General features: G+C 39.5%; 25 protein-coding genes and 1 other RNA gene. 11 read left to right on the forward strand and 15 right to left on the reverse strand.

Annotated elements, in window-relative coordinates; all coding sequences use genetic code 11:
• Positions 1–67: 67 nt before the first annotated feature.
• From FBF83_RS04645 to splB, 5 genes are all read left to right on the forward strand, one after another.
• The gene (locus FBF83_RS04645) at positions 68–1,657 is read left to right on the forward strand and encodes a spore germination protein (RefSeq protein ID WP_136945944.1); all 1,590 of its coding nucleotides are present in this window, start codon (positions 68–70) and stop codon (positions 1,655–1,657) included.
• Between the two features lie 27 nt (positions 1,658–1,684).
• Positions 1,685–2,875 (forward strand): Ger(x)C family spore germination protein, encoded by a 1,191-nt coding sequence (locus tag FBF83_RS04650; RefSeq protein ID WP_136945945.1) that lies wholly within the window; start codon positions 1,685–1,687, stop codon positions 2,873–2,875.
• A 1-nt stretch (position 2,876) separates the two neighbouring features.
• The gene (locus FBF83_RS04655; RefSeq protein ID WP_205665300.1) at positions 2,877–3,110 is read left to right on the forward strand and encodes a hypothetical protein; all 234 of its coding nucleotides are present in this window, start codon (positions 2,877–2,879) and stop codon (positions 3,108–3,110) included.
• 429 nt (positions 3,111–3,539) lie between these two features.
• Positions 3,540–3,797, forward strand: a complete 258-nt coding sequence (locus tag FBF83_RS04660) for a transcriptional regulator SplA domain-containing protein (protein WP_136945947.1) — start codon at positions 3,540–3,542, stop codon at positions 3,795–3,797.
• Between the two features lie 12 nt (positions 3,798–3,809).
• Entirely contained in the window at positions 3,810–4,838 is a 1,029-nt protein-coding gene (splB, locus tag FBF83_RS04665; protein WP_136945948.1) for a spore photoproduct lyase, read from the forward strand.
• Between the two features lie 164 nt (positions 4,839–5,002).
• Here splB and ssrS read toward each other — a convergent pair.
• The 5 genes from ssrS to FBF83_RS04690 form a co-directional block, all read right to left on the reverse strand.
• A non-coding RNA gene (gene ssrS, locus FBF83_RS04670) (6S RNA) lies at positions 5,003–5,186 on the reverse strand.
• 114 nt (positions 5,187–5,300) lie between these two features.
• Complete coding sequence (locus FBF83_RS04675; protein ID WP_136945949.1) at positions 5,301–6,215, reverse strand: AEC family transporter; 915 nt, start codon at positions 6,213–6,215, stop codon at positions 5,301–5,303.
• A 177-nt stretch (positions 6,216–6,392) separates the two neighbouring features.
• Positions 6,393–6,689, reverse strand: a complete 297-nt coding sequence (locus tag FBF83_RS04680; protein WP_136945950.1) for a hypothetical protein — start codon at positions 6,687–6,689, stop codon at positions 6,393–6,395.
• Positions 6,690–6,832: 143 nt separating this feature from the next.
• Entirely contained in the window at positions 6,833–7,159 is a 327-nt protein-coding gene (locus FBF83_RS04685) for a DUF3889 domain-containing protein (protein ID WP_169525178.1), read from the reverse strand.
• Positions 7,160–7,227: 68 nt separating this feature from the next.
• Positions 7,228–7,701 (reverse strand): CBO0543 family protein, encoded by a 474-nt coding sequence (locus FBF83_RS04690; RefSeq protein ID WP_205665301.1) that lies wholly within the window; start codon positions 7,699–7,701, stop codon positions 7,228–7,230.
• Between the two features lie 380 nt (positions 7,702–8,081).
• Here FBF83_RS04690 and FBF83_RS04695 point away from each other — a divergent pair, with 380 nt between their 5' ends.
• Complete coding sequence (locus FBF83_RS04695; RefSeq protein WP_136945952.1) at positions 8,082–9,467, forward strand: DUF2254 domain-containing protein; 1,386 nt, start codon at positions 8,082–8,084, stop codon at positions 9,465–9,467.
• A 37-nt stretch (positions 9,468–9,504) separates the two neighbouring features.
• Here FBF83_RS04695 and asnB read toward each other — a convergent pair whose 3' ends face one another.
• From asnB to FBF83_RS21110, 3 genes are all read right to left on the reverse strand, one after another.
• Entirely contained in the window at positions 9,505–11,412 is a 1,908-nt protein-coding gene (gene asnB / locus FBF83_RS04700) for an asparagine synthase (glutamine-hydrolyzing) (protein WP_136945953.1), read from the reverse strand.
• A 396-nt stretch (positions 11,413–11,808) separates the two neighbouring features.
• A complete protein-coding gene (locus tag FBF83_RS04705) occupies positions 11,809–12,414 on the reverse strand; it encodes a class I SAM-dependent methyltransferase (RefSeq protein WP_136945954.1) in 606 nt (201 codons plus the stop codon).
• A 173-nt stretch (positions 12,415–12,587) separates the two neighbouring features.
• Entirely contained in the window at positions 12,588–13,193 is a 606-nt protein-coding gene (locus FBF83_RS21110; protein ID WP_136945955.1) for a peroxiredoxin, read from the reverse strand.
• Positions 13,194–13,354: 161 nt separating this feature from the next.
• Between FBF83_RS21110 and FBF83_RS04715 the strand changes: the two genes are divergently transcribed.
• Together FBF83_RS04715 and FBF83_RS04720 are read left to right on the forward strand one after the other, a co-directional pair.
• Positions 13,355–14,686 (forward strand): cytochrome P450, encoded by a 1,332-nt coding sequence (locus tag FBF83_RS04715; protein WP_136945956.1) that lies wholly within the window; start codon positions 13,355–13,357, stop codon positions 14,684–14,686.
• 252 nt (positions 14,687–14,938) lie between these two features.
• Positions 14,939–15,121, forward strand: coding sequence for a hypothetical protein (locus FBF83_RS04720; RefSeq protein ID WP_136945957.1), 183 nt, complete (start codon positions 14,939–14,941; stop codon positions 15,119–15,121).
• 194 nt (positions 15,122–15,315) lie between these two features.
• On the opposite strand, the gene FBF83_RS04725 is transcribed toward FBF83_RS04720, so the two are convergent.
• From FBF83_RS04725 to FBF83_RS04740, 4 genes are all read right to left on the reverse strand, one after another.
• Entirely contained in the window at positions 15,316–15,516 is a 201-nt protein-coding gene (locus FBF83_RS04725) for a hypothetical protein (protein ID WP_136945958.1), read from the reverse strand.
• A gap of 86 nt (positions 15,517–15,602) precedes the next feature.
• Complete coding sequence (locus FBF83_RS04730) at positions 15,603–16,730, reverse strand: sensor histidine kinase (RefSeq protein ID WP_136945959.1); 1,128 nt, start codon at positions 16,728–16,730, stop codon at positions 15,603–15,605.
• Between the two features lie 369 nt (positions 16,731–17,099).
• Positions 17,100–17,309, reverse strand: a complete 210-nt coding sequence (locus FBF83_RS21410; RefSeq protein ID WP_420875117.1) for an RDD family protein — start codon at positions 17,307–17,309, stop codon at positions 17,100–17,102.
• A gap of 175 nt (positions 17,310–17,484) precedes the next feature.
• Complete coding sequence (locus FBF83_RS04740; protein WP_240687972.1) at positions 17,485–18,387, reverse strand: alpha/beta fold hydrolase; 903 nt, start codon at positions 18,385–18,387, stop codon at positions 17,485–17,487.
• Between the two features lie 431 nt (positions 18,388–18,818).
• On the opposite strand from FBF83_RS04740, the gene FBF83_RS04745 reads away from it, so the two are divergent.
• Entirely contained in the window at positions 18,819–20,159 is a 1,341-nt protein-coding gene (locus tag FBF83_RS04745) for a sugar porter family MFS transporter (protein WP_136945961.1), read from the forward strand.
• Positions 20,160–20,224: 65 nt separating this feature from the next.
• Here FBF83_RS04745 and FBF83_RS04750 read toward each other — a convergent pair whose 3' ends face one another.
• A complete protein-coding gene (locus FBF83_RS04750) occupies positions 20,225–20,416 on the reverse strand; it encodes a helix-turn-helix domain-containing protein (protein WP_136945962.1) in 192 nt (63 codons plus the stop codon).
• Between the two features lie 355 nt (positions 20,417–20,771).
• Here FBF83_RS04750 and FBF83_RS04755 point away from each other — a divergent pair, with 355 nt between their 5' ends.
• Positions 20,772–22,223 (forward strand): SulP family inorganic anion transporter, encoded by a 1,452-nt coding sequence (locus FBF83_RS04755; protein WP_136945963.1) that lies wholly within the window; start codon positions 20,772–20,774, stop codon positions 22,221–22,223.
• 292 nt (positions 22,224–22,515) lie between these two features.
• Here the strand turns inward: FBF83_RS04755 and FBF83_RS04760 are convergent, their stop codons facing one another.
• Positions 22,516–23,100, reverse strand: coding sequence for a helix-turn-helix domain-containing protein (locus tag FBF83_RS04760; protein WP_136945964.1), 585 nt, complete (start codon positions 23,098–23,100; stop codon positions 22,516–22,518).
• 112 nt (positions 23,101–23,212) lie between these two features.
• On the opposite strand from FBF83_RS04760, the gene FBF83_RS04765 reads away from it, so the two are divergent.
• Positions 23,213–24,202 carry a multidrug resistance efflux transporter family protein gene (locus FBF83_RS04765; RefSeq protein WP_136945965.1) on the forward strand — a complete coding sequence of 330 codons (990 nt, stop codon included), beginning with the start codon at positions 23,213–23,215 and terminating at the stop codon, positions 24,200–24,202.
• A gap of 50 nt (positions 24,203–24,252) precedes the next feature.
• Here the strand turns inward: FBF83_RS04765 and FBF83_RS04770 are convergent, their stop codons facing one another.
• The gene (locus FBF83_RS04770) at positions 24,253–25,446 is read right to left on the reverse strand and encodes an alanyl-tRNA editing protein (RefSeq protein ID WP_240687973.1); all 1,194 of its coding nucleotides are present in this window, start codon (positions 25,444–25,446) and stop codon (positions 24,253–24,255) included.
• Positions 25,447–25,492 lie beyond the last annotated feature (46 nt).

Here is a 25,492-nt window from a genome sequence, read left to right on the forward strand (position 1 = left end):
AAAGACAGGGATAAAAAAGACTCAAGGTGACAAGATACATAGTAGATTATGCCTGAGGAGTTTTGCTATGAAACGTATCCGTAAATTGGGTGAAAGAAGAAGAAAAAGATCTAATGTAAATGAACAAACGCCGCCTTCTTCACATAACGTATCCTCTTTCCACTTCAGTCTTAAAAAAAACATCGAACACATCCAAAAAACACTTGGCGAAAGCTCGGACATTGTCATTAGAGAATTTAAAGCAGGTGTTGATGGATCAATGCATCTTGCAGTGTTCTATACAGACGGTCTAGCAGACAAAGCTATGGTTCAGGATTTTATTATTGAACCGTTAATGTTTGATATCCGTCAATCAGATCTTACAAGTGACGCCTTTCAAAACAAAAGTCATCTCGATATCTTAAAAACCTTTTCAATCGCTTCAGGAGATATGGTTCCAATAAAAGATTTTGATATATTCTTTCAACATGTGTTATCAGGTGATACGGCTATTCTTATAGATGGAGATGCAGAAGGAGTTGCAATTGGTTCAAGAGGATGGGAAGATCGCGGTGTTAATGAACCAACATCCCAAACCGTTATTCGCGGTCCGAAAGATGGCTTTACAGAAACACTTCGAACGAATACAGCCCTCATACGTCGTAAAATTAAAGACCCTAACCTCTGGATTGAAACAAAAACAATTGGAGCAAAGACACATACAGACGTGGCTCTAATTTATTTGAACGGTGTTGTTGAACCGGAGCTTGTCGATGAAGTGCGTGAGCGCCTTAGTCGTATTACTATAGATGGAATTCTTGAGAGCGCCAATATCGAAGAACATATTCAAGATGAGACGTATTCTCCATTCCCGACAATTTTCAACTCTGAAAGACCTGATACAGTTGCTGCGGGTATTCTTGAAGGACGGATTGCAATCGTTATCGATGGAACACCTTTTGTGCTACTCGTTCCTGCACTATTTGTCCAATTCTTTCAATCAAGTGAGGACTATTACCAGCGTTTTGATCAAGGGGTACTCATTCGATTACTTCGCTATATTTCATTCTTTCTAGCGCTACTCACACCATCGGCTTATATTGCTGTCACAACTTTTCACCAAGAAATGCTTCCAACACCACTTCTCATAAGTCTTGCAGCCCAACGAGAAGGGATTCCTTTCCCTGCCTTAATTGAAGCAATTCTAATGGAACTTACCTTCGAAATTCTACGTGAAGCAGGAGTTCGAATGCCTAGAGCTGTTGGCTCTGCCATATCTATCGTTGGAGCTCTTGTACTCGGGCAGGCAGCAGTAGAAGCCGGAATTGTCTCAAATGCTATGGTTATCGTCGTCTCCATTACTGCCATTAGTAGTTTTGTTATGCCTGCCTTTAACATGGCTATTTCCGTTCGTATCCTTCGATTTCCGTTTATGATTCTTGCAGCAACTTTCGGCTTATTTGGCATCATTCTCGGCCTTATCGCAATGGTGCTCCACCTTTGTGGTCTTCGTTCTTTTGGTGCACCTTACATGTCACCTATGGCTCCACTTATAATGAATGATCAAAAAGATGCTATTATTCGTGCTCCTCTATGGTCCTTATCTTCACGACCTGCATTTATGAGTGAAAATAAAACGCGAAATCAAACACCATCTCCCAAACCCGATTCCAAGTGAACAATTGATAAGAAGGTGGATAAGAACATGAAATTTATTGTATGTCGCCTCCTCCCGCTTGTTATCTGCTTGATTACACTTACAAGCTGCTGGAGCAGCAAAGAACTTAACCAAGTTGCAATTGCAACTGCTATAGGTATTGATAAAAGCGACGACGGATATCTTCTTTCTGTCCAAGTTTTAAATCCAGGCGAAATTGTTTCACAAAATCCAACGAGCCGTGCAGCTGTCACTACGTATCGAACGACAGGTGGTACATTATTTGAAGCATTTCGCAGGTTAACAGTTGAAGCGCCACGTAAAGTATATTTCTCACACGTCCAAAAAGTGGTGTTCGGTGAAGAGTTAGCAGAAAGTGGTATCTTAAAAACGCTCGACTTTCTCTCAAGAGACCATGAAATGCGAACAGATTTCTTACTAGTTATTGCGAAAGACACGAAAGCAGATGAACTTCTTAAAATCCTTACACCAATGGATAAAATCCCAGCGAGTAAAATGGTCTCATCCCTTGAGATGTCTGAGAAAAACTGGGCGCCGACTCATACCGTCAAGTTGGATGAATTAATTAATACACTTGTAGGAGATGGGGTTGAGGCAGTTCTCACGGGAATTAATCTTAAGGGAGATCCTGAAATCGGAATAGATATGAAAAACGTAGAAAAAGTAGACCCACCAACGACGATCCAAATTGGAAATATCGGCGTATTTAAAGGTGATAAGCTTGTAGGTTGGCTAAACGAAGATGAAAGCAAAGGATTTAATTATCTACAAGATAATGTGGAAAGTACCATCATCAATGTTCCCTGCTCTGAAAACTCAGCATCTGTTGAAGTGGTTAACACAAACACTAAATTAAAAGTCCAGTTGAGAAACCACATCCCTACCATTACAGCTACTGTTCGAATTGAAGGTAACGTAGGAGATGTTGAGTGTAGCACCGATTTTACAAACCCTAAGAACCTCGAAGACCTAGAAAACAAAGTTGAGAATGATGTAAAAGACAAAATGGAAAAGTCAGTTAAAGCAGCTAAAGAGTTAAATAGCGATATATTTGGCTTTGGAACTTTACTTTACCGAAGCAATCCAAATGAGTGGAAAGTAATGAAAAAAAGCTGGGACGATGATTTCCAAGATGTTGAAGTAAATTATGAAGTACACGCAACCATTCCGCGTCTTGGAACCATTACAGAATCCTTCCAAAGAAAAGGGGATGACTAGTGTGCAGTTCGCCTTATTAATTGGAATAATCATTCTCGCTTTTAGTATCGTTGAGATTCCGAAACTAAGGAAAAACAAGAAAAAGAAAGAGCTATGGACTTACTCCATTCTCCTTCTTATTGGGTACCCTTTATTAGTTGCTCAAATCATGAATGTCCCAATCCCAAATCCCTTGGACCTGATCACATTTGTGTATCACCCAATGAGTCAATTTCTCTTCGCAGTACTAAGTTAGTGCCTGTCACCACCCGCTTTATGTCGAACTATGTCACAGAAAAAGCACAGAAGCAGAAATGCTACTGTGCTTTTGGCTATTGCTTTAGTGAACCTCTCGTTTCCACACATAATAAGCTTCAGGATTTATGATCTCCCTCACCCATATACTACGTTTCGGCATAACACGGTCTGACACCTTATACCAGACGCCACCTCTCATCTTCCTATAAACCTTGAAACGTGAAAAAGTTCTGTCGCAAAAGCTCAGTGAAGGCAAGAGTTTCATAAGATACTTCAGCACGCCTTCACGCACCTCCTTAATTTTGAGTCAACAGAACATCATATGCAGCAATGCACTCGATATGATGAAAACAGGCGTAAATTACCAGCAAGGATTTGTGCCTATTGTGGAACAATGAGGAAGAAGCGAATAAAGGAGTGATAATGAATGGATATTTATGATTCTTCTCAACACCCACAAAGTTATCAAGCTGGAGATGTTGTGTACGTGATGTATCGAAATCCACACACATATAATGTGGCGAATATTCAAGAAGCAGCAGTGGTTAATGATCCAGACCACCCTGGGCAACTCGCTCTATTTCTATATGAAACGTACTATCCGCTTGATTCAGATATTGCGATCTACCATTCAGAAGCAGAAGCTGAACAGGCATACGCCACATACTTCGGCTCTGCTGAATAGGGGGTATTTCAATTGGTTAAGCCATTTGTTCCACAGCTGGTTTATATGGAGCCCCGTGCGTTAGAGTATCCATTAGGAAAAGAGCTTCATGATAAGTTCACTAAAATGGGTATTGAAATTCGAGAAACGACCTCACATAACCAAGTTCGCAATCTTCCTGGTGACAATCACTTTCAGCAGTACCGCGTAGCGAAATCGACGCTCGTTGTTGGTGTTCGAAAAACACTCAAATTTGATACGTCAAAACCATCTGCTGAATATGCCATTCCCTTCGCAACAGGGTGTATGGGGCACTGCCACTATTGTTACTTGCAAACAACCATGGGAAGCAAGCCTTACATACGAACGTATGTAAACACAGAAGATATTTTTGATGCAGCTGAGAAGTACATGCAAGAACGAGCACCAGAACCAACTCGATTTGAAGCATCCTGTACATCAGACATCGTCGGAATAGACCACTTAACCCACACGCTCAAGCGTGCTATTGAGTATTTCGGTAAATCTGACTTCGGTAGACTACGCTTTGTAACGAAGTTCGCCCATGTCGACCACCTTCTTGACGCAGACCATCAGGGTAGAACTAGATTCAGGTTTAGTATGAACGCCGATTACGTCATTAAATTCCTTGAGCCAGGTACTTCAAGACTTGATGAACGAATTGAAGCGGCAGCAAAGGTCGCTGCAGCTGGATATCCGCTCGGATTCATCGTAGCACCCATTTACTTATACGATGACTGGAAACAAGGATATCTTGAACTATTTGAGAAGCTTGAAGACAAACTTCCGAAAAGCGCAACAAAGGATCTAACCTTTGAGCTAATTCAACACCGCTTCACCAAACCAGCTAAGCGCGTTATTCAAAAGAACTATCCAATGTCCAAACTAGAAATGGAAGAAGAAGACCGGATGTACAAATGGGGAAAATACGGTATCGGAAAGTACGTCTACCAAAAAGACCAACAACAGGATATGAAAGACACCCTAGGTGGTTACATTGATAAATTCTTTCCAGACGCAAAGCTTGAGTACTTCACGTAAAAAGTGCGGGTGCCTGTCACCACCCGCTTTAGCTCGATTTATGTCGAATTTTTATAGAAATGCAAAAAAGCATGAGGGCATTTACATGCCCTCATGCTTTTCTCACGTTCGCTATTTATATATAACTCGATTACATTCTTTAACAATCCAATAAACAAATATAACCCATACCCGCTCCGTCGTCACTATAAGTGTCTCAAAGCCCGCGTAAAAGCAGGTGGGTACCCGCACAGCTACCTTTAACGTCCCGCTCAGAAGGCCGGCTTGTTATCAGCAGTTGGATATAGAGTTCCCGGAAAACTAGCATCGGTTTGAGACAACCGTTGTAAACGTGCGTTGCAGGAAATGGGTATTGCTTATGAACATACTTTACATCTTTTCCTTCAGAAAATCAATGGTTCTAGTTACCAATTTTACTCTTAACGCTTCTAAATAGTACCCTGCCTCCCCTACTTCCAATACTTAGAACAACACTCTGCTAACAGCAATCACAACAGTCACCGTTACCATACTAAACACAGTTGAAGCCAGCACAATTTGCGCAGCTAATTCTGGTTCGTTTTCATATTCCTGCGCTATGATTGCACTATTCACAGCTGTTGGCATAGCGGAAGATATGAGTAATGCTTGAGCTATGACACCATTAAGACTAAGAATGTAAATAATAGCAAATGCAATGGCAGGCCCCATAACCAATCTCAGAATGAGACTAACATAAACAACAGAAAGATTCTTCGCAAAGCGAAGCTGAGCGACTTGAGCTCCAAGCGTCACAAGAGCTAACGCCACCATCGCATCTGCAATGTAGTTCGCTGGAATGAGGACGAATTCAGGCACTTCAACGTTCAGTAGGTTCAAGCCAATTCCTAAAACCATCGCATAAAGCACAGGCATCTTAAAATATCCAAGCACTGCACTTAATTTATTTCCCTCCACTGTCTTAAGCGCAAATATCCCCCATGAAAACGTTAGGATATTCTGAAACGTAAGAATGATTACTTGAATCGACATCGCATATGGATCATGTTTAAAAACAAGATCATTTACAGGTACACCATAGTTTCCAGAGTTATAGAATAAGATGCTGTTAGTAAAAGATGCGCGCACGCTCTTGCTATAGCCGAACAAACGACTAATTGCTGTAGAAATAAGATAAAGAACGATAATAAGAATTGAGAAAAATGACAGCACTGATAGAAAAAGCGATAGTGAGAAGGCTGTTTCGTACAGCTTAAGAAAAATAAACCCCGGTACTACAAAATAAATATTTACCTTTGCTAGTGTGTAGAGATCAAAATGAAACACACGATGAAGCACAACTCCAATGCCTATAAGGATAAAAACAGGCACAATAATATCTACAAATACACCGATCACAAGCGTCCCTCAAATCATTACTGAGTATCTTTACCTCTACTAGTCTACATGAAATAAAACATCTGTTCAGGCAATACGCTTGTTTTGTGTTCACTATTACACATATTACATCATAAAAAATACAGCTGAAGCTCATAGTGAACTCCGCTGTTCTTTTAATGTAATGATTATTTCGCTCTAAGATACACTCTCTTTCTGTACACTTTTAAGTAAGTGGTTGACTGCTTTTCGGTGTTTCCATAAAAAAGAAGCTAGTTCATCTTTAGATATGAACTGTTCATTCTCATCACAATAGCTGTCACCCTTACCATGTATTGAAAAAGAAGTATCATCATATTTCATAATCGTGCAATGTCCATTTCTCACAAAATCTTCAAAAACAATGTAATGTTTGTTTCCCGCTTTGTCATAATCTGCAACGTGGTCAAAATTCGAGAGCAATTCTTCCGCATCTCGTTTTCGTTTAATAATCATTATGGTTCTCCTCTCCCTCTTGCCAATTAGGTCTCGCTTCTCTCTATAGATACTAGGTTCGATTTAACACGTTAAAATCCTTCTTTCCTACCCTACATAGAAAAGAAGGTCAGCATACTTGCCAACCTTCTAGTTAAAAACGCTTATTGAAATTCCTCAATCTCATCATATTTAACATCAATGACCTTATCGGCTTTGGGGTTCACAAGAACATACACTCTTATCTCTCTTGTTTGACCATCTTCTTTTTTTAATGTGAATTCAAAGTCATACTGCTCACGCACATCAGAAATGAAAACTTTTCCATCATAGCGATAGTCTGTTACATCTTGCTCTGGATACTTTTTGGTGGTTTCTTCAATCGCTGTCTTTCCCCATTTTGCGTAGGACGGAATCTGTGCTGAGGCGAAAGAAACTGGTACAAGCAAGCACAATAACATAAACAAGCCAATTATAATCGTTCTCTTCAAAGCTACTACCTCCTTATCGAATATCTGAAGATAGTATTTATTGAATAGGTGCAAAACATACATGTCCCTTATTGTTGCTGCTGATCTTCGAATGTAATAAATTTCATTAGGTACCGAACAATAATAAGGAAGATAAATGTGCTTACAAATGTATATGTCGATGTCCATGACTCATATTGAATAAATCCCGTATACTTCTCGAGTACTAATTCAATTACTGTGATTCCAACTGAATAAAGAGCTGTCTGCCCTACTATTCCTTTCCAATTTGAATGTAAAGTGGTCTGATAATAATAAATACTAAGTAGTGGAAAGAGGATGTACTCATACGTCAGGCTAGATCTGAAATGATTATTAAATAAGTTAACAGGATAAGACAGCATCCCTTCACCTACTACCAAAATACCAAGAATGGACGAATAATAACTCGTTATGAGAAAGACGATCAACCGATCCTTAAACGGACGCTTTCTTAAATTAAATAGGAGTAAAAATATTCCAACTGCAGCTAACATCCATAACACAGTTTTTTGATCTATCATTATCATCACCTACATAAACTGACTGTTTATTTCTTCATTCTCTTTTAGTATTTGTCACAATTATTTATTTCAATCAAAACGAATATAAAAATGCAAATTGCACTCCTTTGGGGTATAACCTGGCCCTCTAGTCCCGCAGGAGTCGAGCACCCTTCCGCTACAATCAGCTAAGTGATATTCTTTATAGAAAAATCTTTAAAAAGCAACAACCTTTTAGAAAAGAGCCTTACAAAAAGAGCCTGTTTTTTTATACAGTATCACTTTCAGAAACAGACTTATAAAAACACCAGTTAATATAAAAAATTATTCATCCACGGTTTAATTCAAATCAACAAGGGTAATTCTAAAGTGTTAAAGAGACTCAGAAGGGAGCCCCTGCCATGTTTAAGAAATTACTACCGTGGCAGCTACGAAAGTATTTTGAAATGCCAAAGCGTATTCGTAAGCATGAACTTCAGTCAACACTGTGGTATATGCCAGGGTTATACATTTTAGGTTCTTTTATTTTCGTAGCCATCACACTCTATGTCGATACTGTGTTTGAACTTTCAAATTACGTTCCTGAAATGTTACGTACGTCAGCACAGCCAACTCGCCTGTTAATTAGCGCTCTAATTGGCGGTATCTTAACACTCAGCGCCTTTACACTCAACTCCTTACTCGTTGTCCTCACAACGTTTAGTGGCCAGTTCTCACCTCGAATGTTAATGAATTTCGTAGCAGACAGAACGACCCAGCATTTTATTGGAATCTTTCATTTTAGTTTTGTATATGTCCTCGTTATATTCTTATTTATCACGAGTGAAGAAAACGAATATTTCGTAGCTATCCCAGGCATGACCGTATTTCTTGCTTTTGTAACGGTCATAACATTCATTTTCTTTATGAACCATGCAACAAGCTGGATGCAAGTGCATAATATCGCAACACATATGAAAGAAGAATCGATTTCCATAGTCAGAAAAACACTCCGCAATGATCTTGAACAGTTTCGTTGTGAAGAGCCAAACGACCTTATGGAAAAGGAACAAAATAATGAGACACTGATCACAGCACATAAATCTGGCTATATTCAACTTATTGATTTTAAAGCCATGATAGATCAAGCAGAAAAAGATCAAGTGATCGTCGGGCTTCATAGCAAGGTTGGAGATTATGTTCTAAAAGATAATCGCTTCTTTTCATATTGGGGACCAGGGTCAGAACGTGTTAACCCTGAGAAATACGTTGCATATATCGAAGTTGGATATAAAGAAACAGAGATTCAAGATATCAAAATGGGTATGACAAAACTATCTGAAATCGGTGTGAAGTCGCTTGGAAATAATGATCCACAGACCACAATCACCGTTATTCATCAGATGGCTGATCTCCTTCTTGAAGTTGAACGAGATATCACCTTTACGCCATATCTCGCCGACCAAAACAAACAAGTTCGAGTCATTATGGATGCAGAGGACTTCGGTTACTACCTATATAGAGGCTTTGGCTACTTAAGACACTATGCAGGAGATAACTATCCCATCATTACGGAGATTATTATTGCACTTAGTATGGTTGCACAATCGATTAGTAAGGATAAACTAGATATCGTGTGGGATTTTGCAAAAAACTCGATGGATCATATTCCTAAACAGTTCATTTACAACCTTGATCGTGATTACCTTTTACAAAAGCTTTATAACCTCGCAGTCTTTACGAACCACCAAGAGGACTACTATCCAATCGAGAAGAGACTCCTTACCATTGAAGATCATCACTCTTAATTCAACACGAAAAGGTGACCACATTGGTCACCTTTTTTTACCGATATGCAGCTACTTTACTCACAATTTCATCCTCTAAACGCAATTCTTCAGACGAATAAATTTGTTCTACGTAAATTTGATGCCATAGCATAAAAATAAGCACGGTCCAAATTTTACGAGAATAATCACCTTTTCCAGATGCATGCGCATCCAACAAGTCCTTCACATATGACTTATTGATTAAGTAATCTGTTTCACTTACATGTATTAACTGATTTGCCCATTCATACAACTCGTTTTTCAACCAAAGACGAATCGGTACAGGGAAGCCAAGTTTCTTACGATCGAGAACGTGATTGGGAACAATTCCTCGAACTGCTTTGCGAAGAATTGACTTTGTTGTGCCATCAGCGATCTTCTCATCTATTGGAATTTCTCGCGCAACACGAAATACTTCTTTATCTAGGAATGGTACACGAAGCTCGAGAGCATTCGCCATCGTCATCTTATCAGCTTTTAATAAGATATCTCCTCGAAGCCACGTTTGAATGTCAACATACTGCATCTGATTAACAGGATTCTCACGCTTTACATTTTGATAGAATGGCTTCGTGATTTTCTGATAATGTTCATTCTCAAAGTAAGTTGTGAGTAGCTTTTCCTTTTCTTCCTCTTCAAACATTTTTGCATTTCCAATGTACCGCTCGGATAGTGGCGTAGATCCACGCTCAAGGAAGCTCTTTCCTCTCATACCCTCTGGAAGTACGCTTGCTACTTGATTTACCATCCGTTTCATGATTGTCGGCATTGGTTTAAAGAGACGGAGTGAACTCGGCTCACGGTAGATGTTATAACCACCGAAGAGTTCATCTGCTCCTTCTCCTGAAAGAACAACCGTTACATGCTTTCGCGCTTCTCTTGCAACGAAATAAAGGGGAACACATGCAGGGTCTGCAAGCGGATCATCCATATGCCACATGATCTTAGGAAGCTTTTGCACATACTCTTTCGCTGAAATCATATAAGCATAATTCGGTACGCCTAACTTCTCAGCTGTTTCTTTCGCTACATCAACTTCTGAATAACCTTCATGCTCAAATCCAACAGAGAAAGTTTTGATTTGTGGATTAACCTTTTTTGCCATTGATACAATAATGGAAGAATCAATTCCCCCTGATAAGAAAGATCCTACCGGTACGTCACTTCGCATATGAATGCCTACAGAATCATATAGAACGTCCTGAATGGATTTTATCCAGTTACGTTCAGTTGTAATTGGTTTAAATGTTGCATGAAAATAGCGTTTAAACACCAACGGTTCGTTATGTTTCTTAACAAAATAATAACCGGGTTCAACCTTCTTAATTCCTTCGGTCATAGTTAACGGCTCAGGTACATATTGAAAGCTTAAATAGTGCTGCAATGCAGCTGGATTAACCTTCTCGAATTCTTCAAAGAGAGTAATACTCTTTTTCTCAGAGGCAAAAATAATTTCTTCCTCATCTTGTTTGTAATAAAGCGGCTTAATTCCAAACGGATCACGAGCTCCAACCAGCTTTTTCTCATGCTTGTCCCAGATAAGAATCGAAAACATACCGCGTAAATCAGCAAACGCTTTCTCGCCTTTGTAGACAAAAAGACTAAGAACGACTTCCGTGTCAGATTCCGTCTGAAACGTAAAACCCTCTTTCCTTAACTGCTCGCGAAGTTCAACGTAATTGTATACTTCGCCATTAAAAACCATCCAGTAACGCTCATTCTCATAATGATAGGGCTGATGACCACTTTCTAGATCAATAATACTTAACCTTCGAAATCCTAGAGATATAGATGCATCTGTATAATACCCTTCATCATCAGGACCTCTATGTGTAATAACTTGATTTCTTCGTACGAAATCAGAACGATCTTGATGATCGGATTTCCCTGGTTCTGTACGTAACACCCCAACAAAACCACACATAATATTAGCCACACTTTCTTTTGAAATAATAAGTCTATTGTAACATTTTTGTAACACTAATGTAACATAATGGTTACAAAGCTTTTATTGCAATTGATGGCTTTTTCAGTCCAGGTTAATTTTAGTGTAAAACTATTTCATTTAGCTATCTAATTTGAGAACACTACGACTTATCCATTTTGTAAATTCCGATAATTAAAGTTTAAATATGCTATGTAAGGACCGATCTTCTCCCTATTTACCATCAATCACTTCTATTAAATCATATTATCCCCTATGCTCGTAACAATTTTCAGAAAAAAGACACAATTCGACTCAATCAGACATTAATCATTGCTCAACACTTTCTTTAAGAGGATTAAAAAACCATTCCGCTTAAGAAATGGTTTTTCTAATCTATTTGTAAGGAGTTGCCCAAATCAGGTGAAACGTTCCCATCAAGTGACTTTCGACTTTAGTAACTTTCAATTTGTTGTTTACTAATTTAATAATATCTCGATCAAGATGACATCCAATCCGTTCAGACAACAAAGGATCGAGTTTTTCTTGCAAGCGAGCAGCTACTTTATTCGAACTAATACCGTGTTCGAATAAGAGGATTTGTCCACCTGGTTTGCACCATCTTGACATTTGGCCAAGTACAAAATCTGGATTGGGATAAGAACACATGGAAAGCGTCGATACGATGGTATCAAACTGATTCTCTTGAAACATGAGTTCCTCTACATCTTCTTGAATAACAGTGCAATCGTACGAAACTTCTTGTGCTGCTCCTTTCGCATAGCGCACCATTTCAGGACTAAAATCGACGGCCGTTAATGACGTTACGTTACGATATAGTGGAAAGTTCGTCCCTGTTCCAGCAGACACTTCCAGAATATTGCCACTTGCATTTGCGAGTAACTTCTTACGGAGCTTTGTATCAATCGTTATCTTGTTTCTCCGCTTTTCATATAATTTTGCATGTTTATCGAATATTTTCGCTTGTTTTGTTGGGTTCATCGTTCACTTCCTATCCTATGTTCATTATTGTGTTTTCTTTTCAAAAGTGGAAGGTAATACACACTCTTCAATTCTACTATAACATCATTAATGTGCAGCAGTTCAGGGATTGTTTCTGTTCATGCTCTACCAACTTAAAAACAGCTGCGGATGTACTACTCCGCAGCTGTCCTTCAAATTCTTCCTATATACATCGTGTTACGAACAATACCTGGCTGTCCTGGTACCCAATTAGCCGGAACACCCTGACCCGTTATTTCGTTATATTGTAATCCCTGCATTAATCTAAGAATCTCATACGCATTCCGTCCTACTTCAACCGGATAGACCATCTTCGTCACGATTACTCCCTCAGGATCGACAATAACTGTACCTCGATAAGTAGCTCCTGCGTCTTCATTAAGAATACGATAGGCTTTGCTGATCATATGATTCCGATCACTCACAAGTGGATAGTTCACCTTAGAAGCAGCTGGGGAAACTTCTGTAAACACTTTATGAGCATAGACACTATCTGTGCTAATCCCAAGTACTTCTGTATTCATACTCTTCAACTGAGGATAAATAGCAGCGACCGCTGCAAGTTCCGTTGGTCAAACAAACGTGAAGTCACTTGAATAGAAAAAGAGAATCACCCATTTACCTCGATAATCCTCAAGACTGACTTCCTTGATTTCTTTATCTTTCGGATCAAAAGCCTGAGCTCGGAAGGAAGGGGCCAGATCGGTTGTTTGTGCGCAATTAGGAAGATTGCATGGTCCTTTATGTTCGCTCTCCACTGTTTCACCTCTTTTCAAGAGCAGTATATGAGCAATGAATGAGCTTATTGCCTATTTCCTTCTTTTGTTGAGTGATATTCTCTATCTATTTGTAAAAAAGAGGATTTAATAGAGTCAGTTTAAATAGTCATCTAAAGAAGGATAGATTGGAGGTTTTTGCAATGAAAGTACAATCCAAGGTCTCATCCAAGTCACGGCTTAGGGGCCAACTAAAAGAATTTAGACAAGATCCTCTTCACTTTCTAATGAGTAATAGTGAGCTTCAAGGGGATGTGGCGCATTTCAGATTCGGGCCACAAAAGGTTTACCTCCTTACAAATCCCGCTACGGTTAAGCAAATTATGTTAAATAAAGAGTACGCATTCGCAAAATCAAAGAACTTCCGTCAACTAGAACCTTTTGTTGGTAAAGGACTTCTTACGAGTGAAGGGGAACTTCACCGTAAACAGCGTCAACTCATTCAACCGCTATTTCGAGCTGATGAAGTTCAGAGGTATGGAGAAGAGATGGTCTCACTTACTGATACGTATTGTAGAAGTTTCAAAGATGGAGAAACAAGATTAATTACAAGAGATATGATGAACATAACGCTTGCTGTTATTTCCAAAACAATGTTCAGTATGGAGCTATTCGAAACACATGAAACAGTAGGTAAACCGATTGATTTAGCACTTGAAATCGTAACCAAGCGTATTCGTTCCCTATTGAAAATCCCGTTATCAATCCCAACGAAAGACAATAAGCAATTCAATCATTCAGTCCAAACGTTGGACCGAGTGATCTATCACATGATTAACTCCAGAAGAAACATAGCTTCTAATGATTTACTCAGTGTTTTAATGAAAGCAACGAACGAAGATGGTACCATGTCCGATCAGCAACTAAGAGATGAATGCATGACTATTTTTCTAGCTGGTCATGAAACAACAGCAAATGCTCTTTCATGGTCCTTCTATTTATTGGCGAAACACCCTCTTAAAAGAAAGAAAATGCTAGAGGAGTTGGAGACTGTTCTAGGCAATCGTCTCCCTTGCTCGAAAGACGTTGAACTTTTGCCATACACGACGAATGTCATTCGAGAAGCCCTTCGCCTTTATCCACCTGCCTGGCTCTTTGGAAGAGATGTAACAAAAGCGGCCACACTTGATGCACTCACACTACGGAAAGGTGACAGACTTTTAATTAGCCCTTATGTTATGCATCGGAATGCTGAATATTTCACCTCACCTCATTTGTTTAAGCCTGAACGATTTGAAGAGGGATTCCTTAAGAAAATCCCTTCATATACTTATATCCCTTTTGGAGGTGGAGCGCGAGTTTGTATTGGAAATCACTTCGCTATGATGGAAGCGGTTCTTCTCATCGCTACCATTAGCCAGAAATTCACGTTTGACTTACTGGAAGAACAGAGTTCTATCGAGCCTTATCCACTCATAACACTTCGTCCAAGAAACGGACTTTTAATGCGTGTTAAAGACCGAACGAAAAAATGAAAGGTTAACTCATTACGAGTTAACCTTTTTTGTTAATATATTCCAAAACACTCCTTGTAAACGGTCTTAACAACAAAAATCCCCTCAAGAAGAGGGGGGAGAGAATAGGCTATAGTTCACGTTATGTTCGTAAGCGCTTCATTATGACTCCAAATAATCATTAAAATATAAGGAGAATGCCTCAGATTGTTAGGAAACCAAAATAAATTATGTTATTATATAAATCAGTTTAAAGAGAAAAGAGGGATTTACATGGAGGAAGAACAGGAACAGGAAATCATTCTCCCTGAAATCGGTAGTGTCGTTGAAATCGATAATCGCAGAGCAAAAGTCGTTAGCCTATTAAACAACACGATTGTTGCTGAATGGGAAGAATACTCAGAAGACGAAGAAAAGCGTGTGGTTGTCAGACACGAAGAATATAAAATGCTTTAACACAAAAGGACAGGTACTTACCTGTCCTTTTCTCATATGCTCTTCTATTTTCTTAACCACCATTCACACTACCCCATAAACGCGCGCCCCTGTGACTGTCCAAATAGGCCTCTGAAGTGGAGCACCTTCCGCTACAAATAAAAAAGAGACGATCAAAGTCTCATTTCTACCTTACACTTCACTTAGTTCTAAGCCTATTCAGCCTTCATTTCCTTATAAGCATGTTCGAATTGCTCGAATGAAAATTCACCGTTCGTCGTTTCATCATTTTGAAAAATTTCTTCAAATGCATAATCTCTTGCTTCATCTAAAGAGAATTCTCTCGAACTCATCACTAGCTGCATATAAGATTTGAAATATCTTTTGCTGAGTTTACTACCGTTTTTTGTAACCATAACTTCCCCTCCACTCTCTTATCCACATATAAATTAAGTACGCCCATTATAATAGGGTTTCTTTAAGTGTTGCAAATCTGAAGGGGTTATGATGACGCAAGCGAATCCTTATCCGCTAGCGGTAGGCTCACTGTGAATGTCGTTTTCTCGTCCACCGAATGACAGCTTATCGTACCTTTATGATTCTGAATGATCTTTCTACATACGTATAGACCTATCCCTGTTCCAAGTTCTTTCGTCGTATAAAAAGGCTCAAATATCGTTTTCAACGTTTCACTTGGAATTTTAGGACCGTTGTTTGAAATATGCAAGTGAATCATATCCTCATCTTGATCGCAATGAAGCTCGATTCGTCTTGGACCAGTGGTTTCCTTAAGAGCATCAAGCGAGTTCATCATAATATTCAAGAAAACCTGCCTCAATTTATCCTGTTGCCCAAAGATAAATAATTCAGCTGGGATATTGTTTTGTATTGCAACATCACAATCTACGATGCTTGGATAGATAAATTCAACAATCCCTGCCAGAATAGTTTTTACTTCCAACCATTCTTCGCTTCCGACATCTATTTCCTTTTTAGACACATGTAGAAATTGGGCAATTCGAAAATTTAGTTGCTGTAACTCATGATCAATGACATCAATATACTCTAAATTTGGATAGTCTTTCTGTAATAGCTTCACAAAACCCATAATAGCGGTCAGCGGATTCCTGAATTCGTGAACAAAGCTTGAAGACATTTGGCCTAGAATCGATAGTTTCTCCTGATGCGTTTCATCAATAAAGGAGATTTTCTCTTGAAGTTCATTATTTTTCATTCTCGTGTATTCAGAAACAGCATGGTATGAGAATTGGTCAAACAATTCATTAATGGAATCCAATACACTTTGTAATTCGCTTATTTCTATCCCTGCATACGTCATGTGCTTCATCATCACGCTTCTCCCTGCGTTCACGTTAAAGATAAAGTCTCCTATGTTGACGTTTGCTTCTACCCGCTCGAGTGCTACTTTCTCAGCAAGAGCGATGATTCTATCCATGCTAATCGGGGCTTCTATATTTTTTTGAACAAGGCGATACATCATGATCCCGTTCGCTTCTACTTTATCCTGATGAACATCAGAATCTGATATTCGAATTTTAGACTTCCAATTTTGCAAATACCGATTGAGGTTTTCATCCAAGTATTCAAGTAATTGTTCCCGTAAAGCCATAAATCGTTCACCCCTTTCACAGGTATTGAAAAAAAGTATGTGAGATTTTTTACTATCTTTCACAAGTATAACAGGAAATCAAATTGGGTTAATAGTTACATAAAACTATAAATCTTGGAAACTCTCCTTTGGCTACTAGTTCTATATGCCTGATTGATACAATTATTATCTAGCAAGCAAGATCTAAGTGATTTCATAGAATTATTTAACATATCGAACCTAAGTCCCTGCAATAAAATCATGAATTCCACGATGATCTTTTCTAGCGAGCACTATGAAAAACTGACATACGAGAATAAGTAGCGTTAAGACAGCAGCTAGTGTTATGACGAGATCCATTTTCCCACTACTTTGTTCCAAGACTTTTAATTAATTGATTTCATTAAAAGTCATGATCGCCCTCAAAGGGCCATCATTCAAGAATGTTAGTATGATTGCCCCAATAAGAAGTGGGGTTAGGTACACAAAAGCAGATATAAGATGACGTTTAATCATTGTCCAGATTGAGATCCTCTTTCCATCTATCCGTTGGATCTGAACACCTACCATCTTTTTCCCCACAGTGTATCCCGTCCAAATTACGAACTAACGCCGTCCATTATGCCGGTGTTATATTGAGATACAACAAGCCCAAGAAGCTAACCGACAATAACAAAAAGCAAACCATCCAATAAATTGCCAAAAAACCTCGACAGCATACCTGCAGAGGTCTCGTTTGGCACTTCATTTTCTGAACGCCTCCTTAAACGTAAACCTATGTCACCACCGCACTTGATTTCCAATCCTTTAAATAAGCTAACATTTCAGCCCACAACTCTTCATTCTCCGTTAGAAAGTGTCCTCCTTCTGGAATTAAAGAAACCTCACAACTTGGAACCTGTTGAGCTAATTTAGTCATTTCACTAACTGGAGAAAGCGTATCTTTTTCACCGTGCCAAATTCGCACAGGACCACTTATCTCTTTGACATCAAATCCCCACTCTTTTGCTAACAGATTTGTTTCATATAATACGCCTTCTACTCCCTGACGGTAAGCTTCCTTCGCATGATAGAGACTTAGCTCGACAATGCCTTCATCTTTCAGAAGCGCTTGATCCCATTCTGAAAGGTGACGATGGTCCCCTTTTAGTATAGATTTCATATACTGATCGGGATTTTTCTCAAGCACCTTCTTCTGAGCAAGATTCGCTCGTTTCATAAGCCAGGGAAAGTACTTTGTAAGAAAAAAGGCTCTTCTATTTTCTTTTGACATGTCTTTTGGCGCTTTTCCTTCTGGGAATGGCGCTGCTGACGAGACAAGTGCTGTATTTTGAACACGATCAGGCATCGCATAGGCACAGGCTGCGGCAAATGCTCCCCCACCTGAAACACCTAGAATAGAAAAGCTTACTAATCCAAGGTAAGACGTCAGCTCTTCGATATCTACTGCCCAGTCTAGGATGGTTCGGTTTTTCTGAAATTCAGATAAACCATAACCCGGTCGATCTGTTGTGATTAAATAGATCCCCATAGATTTTGCTAGAGCATCATCATTTCGAAACCATACACGCGATCCTGGCGTTCCATGAAAAAGCAGGACCGGTATTCCTGTCGGATCACCATAAGTCCAATAACCTAGCTTCCGTCCATCTTGTAACGTCATCGACTTTTCTTGCATATTACCCTCCTTTAAATACTTGTTTGTACCCGCCATCATGTCTATGACAATTTATGAAATCACTAGTGCGATATCTCTCCTACTTAATACGAATGTGAACCAAAATAGTTTCCTAAATAATAACATCACCTTTTAAAGGAAATCATTTTTCAAGCTTCTTTCTTTTCAAAAGGCTATTCGTAGCCATTGCTGCTATAAGAGGGTTGATTTCCAGTTCATGATGCTCGCTTTCAATTTGGCGGGGGCGAGCATGTGGGGTTTCACCTGTCCCGCAACTTGTTCAGTTCTAACTTTTCTCCTTGAGACTTTTTAATAAAGAACGACCTATCGTAAAACCCAAAAAACGGAAGCGAGAGCTTTAATGTTTGCTTCTCCTTCATTTGTGGAAACATTCTTGAGGATATAACTGTTGTGAAAAGGTGGTCTTGGGTATGAACAAAAACATTAGCAAAGGGTGGATTTTCTTCTTTGGAGCTTTAGGAGGATTGCTCTACGGATATGATACAGGCGTCATTTCAGGCGCCTTATTATTTATTGATCAAGATATTCCGCTCTCTGATTTTCTAGAGGGCGTTGTTGTTAGTTCCTTACTCGGTGGGGCAATAGTTGGTGCCGGAATGAGTGGATATGTATCTGATAGGTTTGGTAGAAGGCGTGTTGTCTTTGCCATAGCATTGATTTACTTAATCGGCTCACTCGTCCTAGCACTCTCTCCAAATGCAACAATCCTTATTATCGGACGAATTGTACTTGGACTAGCCGTTGGGGGTTCTACAGCGATTGTACCTGTATACTTATCTGAAATGGCCCCGACTCGATCACGCGGAGCCCTCGCATCACTGAATCAACTAATGATTACGATTGGGATTGTTATCGCCTATCTCGTTAATTATGCCTTTGCTCCAATGGAAGGCTGGCGCTGGATGCTAGGACTCGCTTCAGTACCCGCGGTCATTCTAATGATTGGTGTTCTATTTATGCCAGAAAGCCCACGCTGGTTGATTAAACGGAATAGGGAAGACGAGGCACGTCGCATTATGGCATTAACTCGAGAACAAAGTGAAATCGATGATGAAATGAAGCAAATGAAGAAAATAGAAGAAGTTGAAGAAAGTACGTGGGACGTGTTGAAGTCAAAATGGATTCGCCCAATGCTTCTTGTAGGTAGTGGTATTGCTATCTTTCAGCAACTTATCGGTATTAACTCGGTTATCTACTATGCCCCGACTATTTTCTCTAAAGCTGGTCTAGGTAGTTCTGCTTCTATCCTAGGGACAGTCGGGATTGGAATTGTAAATGTATTAATGACTCTTGTCGCGATTGCAACCATCGATAAATTAGGAAGAAAGAAACTCCTTCTTCTCGGTAACGTTGGAATGGTACTAAGCCTGGCTGTATTGGCAACCATACTATTCACGGCAGAATTAACAACAACCGTTGCATGGCTAACAGTTGTTTTTCTTGGACTATTCATCGTCTTTTTCTCTGCAACATGGGGGCCAGTTGTATGGGTAATGCTTCCAGAACTTTTCCCAATGAAAGCAAGGGGAGCGGCGACAGGATTTACAACACTCTTGTTATCCGCAGCTAACCTCATTGTATCGTTATTTTTCCCAGTCTTACTCGGCGCTATTGGCACGGCATGGGTCTTCGTACTCTTCGCTATTATTGGCGTTATCGCATTCTTCTTTGTACTGAAGTTCGTTCCTGAAACGAAAGGAAGAAGCCTTGAAGACATTGAAAACGACCTAAGAGGCAATGCCTCAGCTTAATAAAACCATTAAAGCCCCCGATCGTGCAAACGATCGGGGGCTTTTTGCGTCTCTTCTACTTCTAATCAGATCCGCTCGCCATTTTTTAGTTGTTGAATCAATTCTGTTAGATCTGATTTCTGAATTCGCCAGTGACTACCAATTTTGAAAGCTGGTATTTTACCTTCCTGAACGAGTTTATATGTGGTCATTTCACTTATTTGAAAGTATTTGGCTACTTGAGAAATCGTCATTATATCATGGTGTTCACTATCCATTGTATCGCTCCTTATCAATCTACCTTATAAGTCTATCAAAAATTAATTCATCGTGAAGGAAACTCTATAAATAAGATAACTCATTATAACAGGTTATATCAAATGATAGTAAAATAGGTTGAAAAATACTAAAAAACATTATATTTAATTTAGATCAAGCAAATTTATTATCTTGAAAATAGGAGTATAAAGCAGATGTTTAAAGCATATTGAAGAAAACAAGTAGTGACAAAGGCTTACATAACCACTTTTATTTTCATAATTTATATGCTAGAATTCATCTTGTTGTAAACGGACCCGACTTCTATGAGAGTTAGAAGTCATTACTATACTAGATTTAGAAAGAGGTGCCACATTGAATTTAACTTCAATTAAAGAAAACTGGTTTGGGAATGTGAAAAACGATACGCTCGCCGGAATCGTTGTAGCACTTGCCCTAATTCCAGAAGCGATAGCATTTTCCATTATTGCAGGTGTCGATCCAATGGTCGGTTTGTATGCAAGCTTTTGTATCGCTGTCGTCATCGCCTTTGTAGGTGGTAGACCAGGTATGATATCGGCTGCTACCGGAGCGATGGCTCTCTTAATGGTTACACTTGTCGCCGATCATGGCCTACAGTATTTACTTGCTGCTACGATTCTAACCGGAATCATTCAATTCCTACTTGGCGTATTTAAATTAGCGCGTTTCATGAAATTTATTCCACGCTCAGTTATGGTTGGATTCGTGAATGCACTTGGTATTCTTATTTTCACATCTCAGCTGCCTCACTTTGCTGGTGAATCATGGCCGATGTTCGCAATGGTTGCAGGTGCGCTTGCTATTATTTACATTGTTCCAAGATTTACAAAAGCATTGCCATCACCTTTGATCGCAATCGTTGTTATTACCATTATTGCAATTATGACAGGTAGTGGCGTAAGAACAGTTGGAGATATGGGTGAATTAACACAGGCTCTTCCATTGTTCCTAATTCCAAGCATTCCATTGAACTTTGAAACGCTTGCGATTATTTTCCCTTATTCAATGGCTTTAGCAATCGTTGGACTACTAGAGACATTCTTAACAGCTCAGATTGTAGATGATTTAACAGATACCGATAGTGACAAAAACAGAGAAGCAAAAGGACAGGGTACGGCAAACGTTGTTGCTGGATTTTTCGGCGGAATGGCCGGCTGTGCAATGATTGGACAGTCTGTTATTAACGTAAAGTCTGGTGGGCGTGGTCGTTTATCCACGCTTGTTGCAGGTGTATTTCTAATGTTCCTTATTCTCGTACTGAACGATCTTCTCGTTAAGATTCCAATGGCTGCGCTTGTCGGCGTTATGATTATGGTTTCAATTGGTACATTCGATTGGTCATCCGTCAAAAATCTTCATAAAATGCCGCGCTCTGATGCTGCAGTTATGGTTGTCACCGTCGTGACAGTTGTAACAACACACGATTTATCAAAAGGTGTCCTTGCAGGTGTTATCTTAAGTGCTCTCTTCTTCGCATCGAAGATTTCAAAAGTACGTATTGAAGACAAGCTAGATGAGTATACAGAAAAGAAGATTTATCATGTTCATGGTCAATTGTTCTTCGCATCCGTAACTGACTTAGTCAATAGCTTTGATTATAAGGATGACACTGTTGAACGCGTAGAAATTGATCTATCGAATGCTCACGTCTGGGATGATTCAGGTGTAGGAGCAGTTGATAAGATTGTTTCGAAGTTCAGGCAAAATAATATTGAAGTCGAAATAACCGGTGTGAACCAGGAAAGTTCTCAATTAATAGACCGATTAGCGGTTTATAATAAATAAGATCAAAAAAAGCAAGCCACAGATAGCTGTGGCTTGCTTTTTTATAGGCTGTCTTCCTAAACATTGGTGCTATAAGAGTAGTGATGATTTCCGCTACAGGATGCTCGCTTTCCGCGGGGCGGGACACTTGAGCCTCCTCGGCGCACAAAAACATTGCGGCTGTGAGGTCTCACCTGTCCCGCTAGTCCAGCAGGAGTCGAGCACCCTTCCGCTCCACTCAGCTATGTTTGGTTTTTATACAAAAATCATTTGAAAATCAAAAATCTTTTAGAAGAGGCACTTGTGAATAGGGTTAATATGTTGCCTTTGTATAAATCATAACAAAGTGTAGGGTTGCTGGTGTTGAACCGTAGTTGAGATAACCATGCTTCTGGTTAGCATTAAATTTAATTGAGTCAAATGTTTCTAACTCATACAATTGATCTTGTACCTGTACCTTCACACTTCCCTCCATCACAGTTACATATTCAATTACACCATCTTGGTGCGCATCAGCAACGTATTCCCCGCCCGCTTTTAGAAATGCCCTATGTGTTTCTATTGAACCATAGCCACTATTCGTAAACATTGGTTCTAGTGTAAGTGCTTCATTTGCACTCAAAACTTTATTTCCTTCACTTTTTCTAGAAATAACAACTTCTTGCGTTTCAGCAAGTAACGTTGATATAGGAATGGCAAGGCCATTTGCGATTTTCCATATAATTGTTAAGGAAGGATTCGCTTCTCCTCTTTCAATTTTACCTAGCGTTAATTTACTTACCTCTGTTAACTCAGCCAATTCCTGCAAACTAATACTCCGTTCTTTTCTGATTCCTCTTAAGGTTATCCCTACTTGCCTTGCCAGTTTTTCTGCTTCTTTCAATTCTTTATTACTCATTTGATGATCCTCTCAGTCATTTTCTATTGTACTTCTCTGCTTAATAATTTAGTATATTATAATATATCTTAAGTTAATCAAGGTATACCTAATTCTAAGGATGTGTTTATGTATGAAGGAACTTGCTATTGGAATTCTCGCTTCTATGTTTTTCTCTATTACATTCATTCTAAATCGATCAATGGAGCTTGCAGGAGGAAGCTGGATGTGGAGCTCGTCTTTGCGATTTCTATTCATGGTCCCGTTTCTATTTCTCATTGTACTAGGTAGACATAATTTGAAACAAGTTATAGTTGAAATGAGAAGACATCCTTTTTTATGGTTATGGTGGAGCTTCGTAGGATTTGTGTTGTTCTATGCTCCTTTAACCTATGCCGCTGCGTACGGATCTGGTTGGCTCGTAGCTGGAACATGGCAAATCACGATTGTTGGAGGAATTTTCGTTGCTCCTCTCTTCTTCCATACTATTCAAACCGATCAAGGTGTTATGAAGAAACGACATCCTATACAAACAAAAGCGCTTTACATCTCAATCATCATTCTAATCGGTGTGATGCTCATTCAGCTCCAAAAAGCCAAAGATCTTACATTATTGGAAGTTACGGTGGGGATCCTCCCCGTCCTTCTTGCAGCCATCGCATATCCCCTTGGAAACCGCAAAATGATGGAGCTTTGTGAAGATAGACTCGATACGTTCCAACGTGTACTAGGAATGACACTAGCATCACTACCGTTCTGGATTATCATTAGTCTTATTGCAATTCAACATGTAGGTCCACCTACTACTGATCAGCTATTTCAATCTTTAATTGTCGCCGTTTGTTCAGGTGTCATTGCGACAACTCTTTTCTTCATCGCAACTGATCGCGTTAGACTTAACCAATCAAAGCTCGCTGCAGTTGAAGCAACCCAGTCTACACAGGTGTTGTTCGTCGTAGCTTTCGAATCTTTACTTCTATCAAGCCCACTGCCAGGAAGCATTGCGTGGACTGGTATTAGTCTTATCATATTAGGTATTATTCTACACAGTTTTAGTGTGAAGAAAATAGGCGTAAAGAATAAGAAAGAGATTGAGAATAGAAAGATTGAGCAAAATGTATAGGCAATTCTATGAAAAAAGCGCGTTAGGTTGATACCCTCCGCGCCTTCTTCCTATTGTAGACTCACCTTCACAAGCTCAATCAATATTTCTTCTGCAGACCTGATTGCATCTCCACCACCTTGAGCAAAGTCTTTCTTTCCTCCACCCTTTCCATTAATTAGTGGAAGCACTTCTTTCAAAGCGTGGTTCATATCCAAATAAAGATCTTCTCCTCTGCCGCACACAATCTGTAGTTTATCCTCAATTTCACTAATTAAGAAAACAACCACAGAGGAATCCTCATTCAAAATCGTTTTGGCAAGCTTTTGAATCTCTTTCATGCCATACTCGCGGGAAATCATCTGCACTACCTTTTGGTCATGGATCGTCCCAGCAGATTGCAGCAGCTCTTTCGCCTCGTATGAAAGAATACGATTGTTCAATTCATCTATCGTTTTCTCGTGATCTTTTGTCTGCATGACGAGACGATTAGCTGCATCAACAAGGTCTACTTGTGGCACATTGAGTACATTGGTAAGCCCTTGCGCAACCTTCTGTTTTTGATGAAGCTGCTCCATCACTCGATTGCCACAAACAAAATGAACACGCATTTGTTTTTTCTGCTTTTCCCATTTTAGAATACTGATCGCACCAACCTCCGCTGTTGAAGAAGGGTGCGTGCCGCCGCAGCCACTATAATCAACATCAGGAATGATAACAAGACGGATATCATCAGAAACCGATACTTCTTTACGAAGATTAAATTGGACTAATTCTTCTTTCTTCACCCACTTCGTCTCAATTGAATGATTCCTTTGAAGAATTGAATTGGCGTATGCTTCTGCTCTTCTTGCTTTTGATTCCTCCAAAGATGAGATATCAAGATCAATCGTACAAACTTCCTGCCCTAGATGAAAGCTAACCGTTTTGTAGCCAAATTGGTCCTCAAATGCAGCAGATAGTATGTGTTGCCCAGCATGCTGCTGCATATGGTCGAAGCGTCTTGCCCAATTAATTTCCCCATGTACCTCTTCTTCCACTTCTTTTTCAACAAAGTGGCGAACCTCACCGTTCACTTCCTCTACGTCCGTAACAGCTACACCGTTTAAAGTCCCTGTGTCAAAAGGTTGGCCACCACCAGTCGGGTAAAAAGCTGTTTGATCTAGAACAACATAAAGGCGCTCCGCTTGATCTGTCGCTTGTTTTACAGTTTGCGCTGAAAAGGTTGTTATGTATGAATCTTGATAGAATAATTTCTGAGTCACAATAGATCACTACTTTCTATTAGTACTTGTTCATATCCCCTATCCT

The organism is Guptibacillus hwajinpoensis (genome assembly GCF_005144865.1).
GTDB classification, from domain to species: domain Bacteria; phylum Bacillota; class Bacilli; order Bacillales; family Guptibacillaceae; genus Guptibacillus; species Guptibacillus hwajinpoensis_A.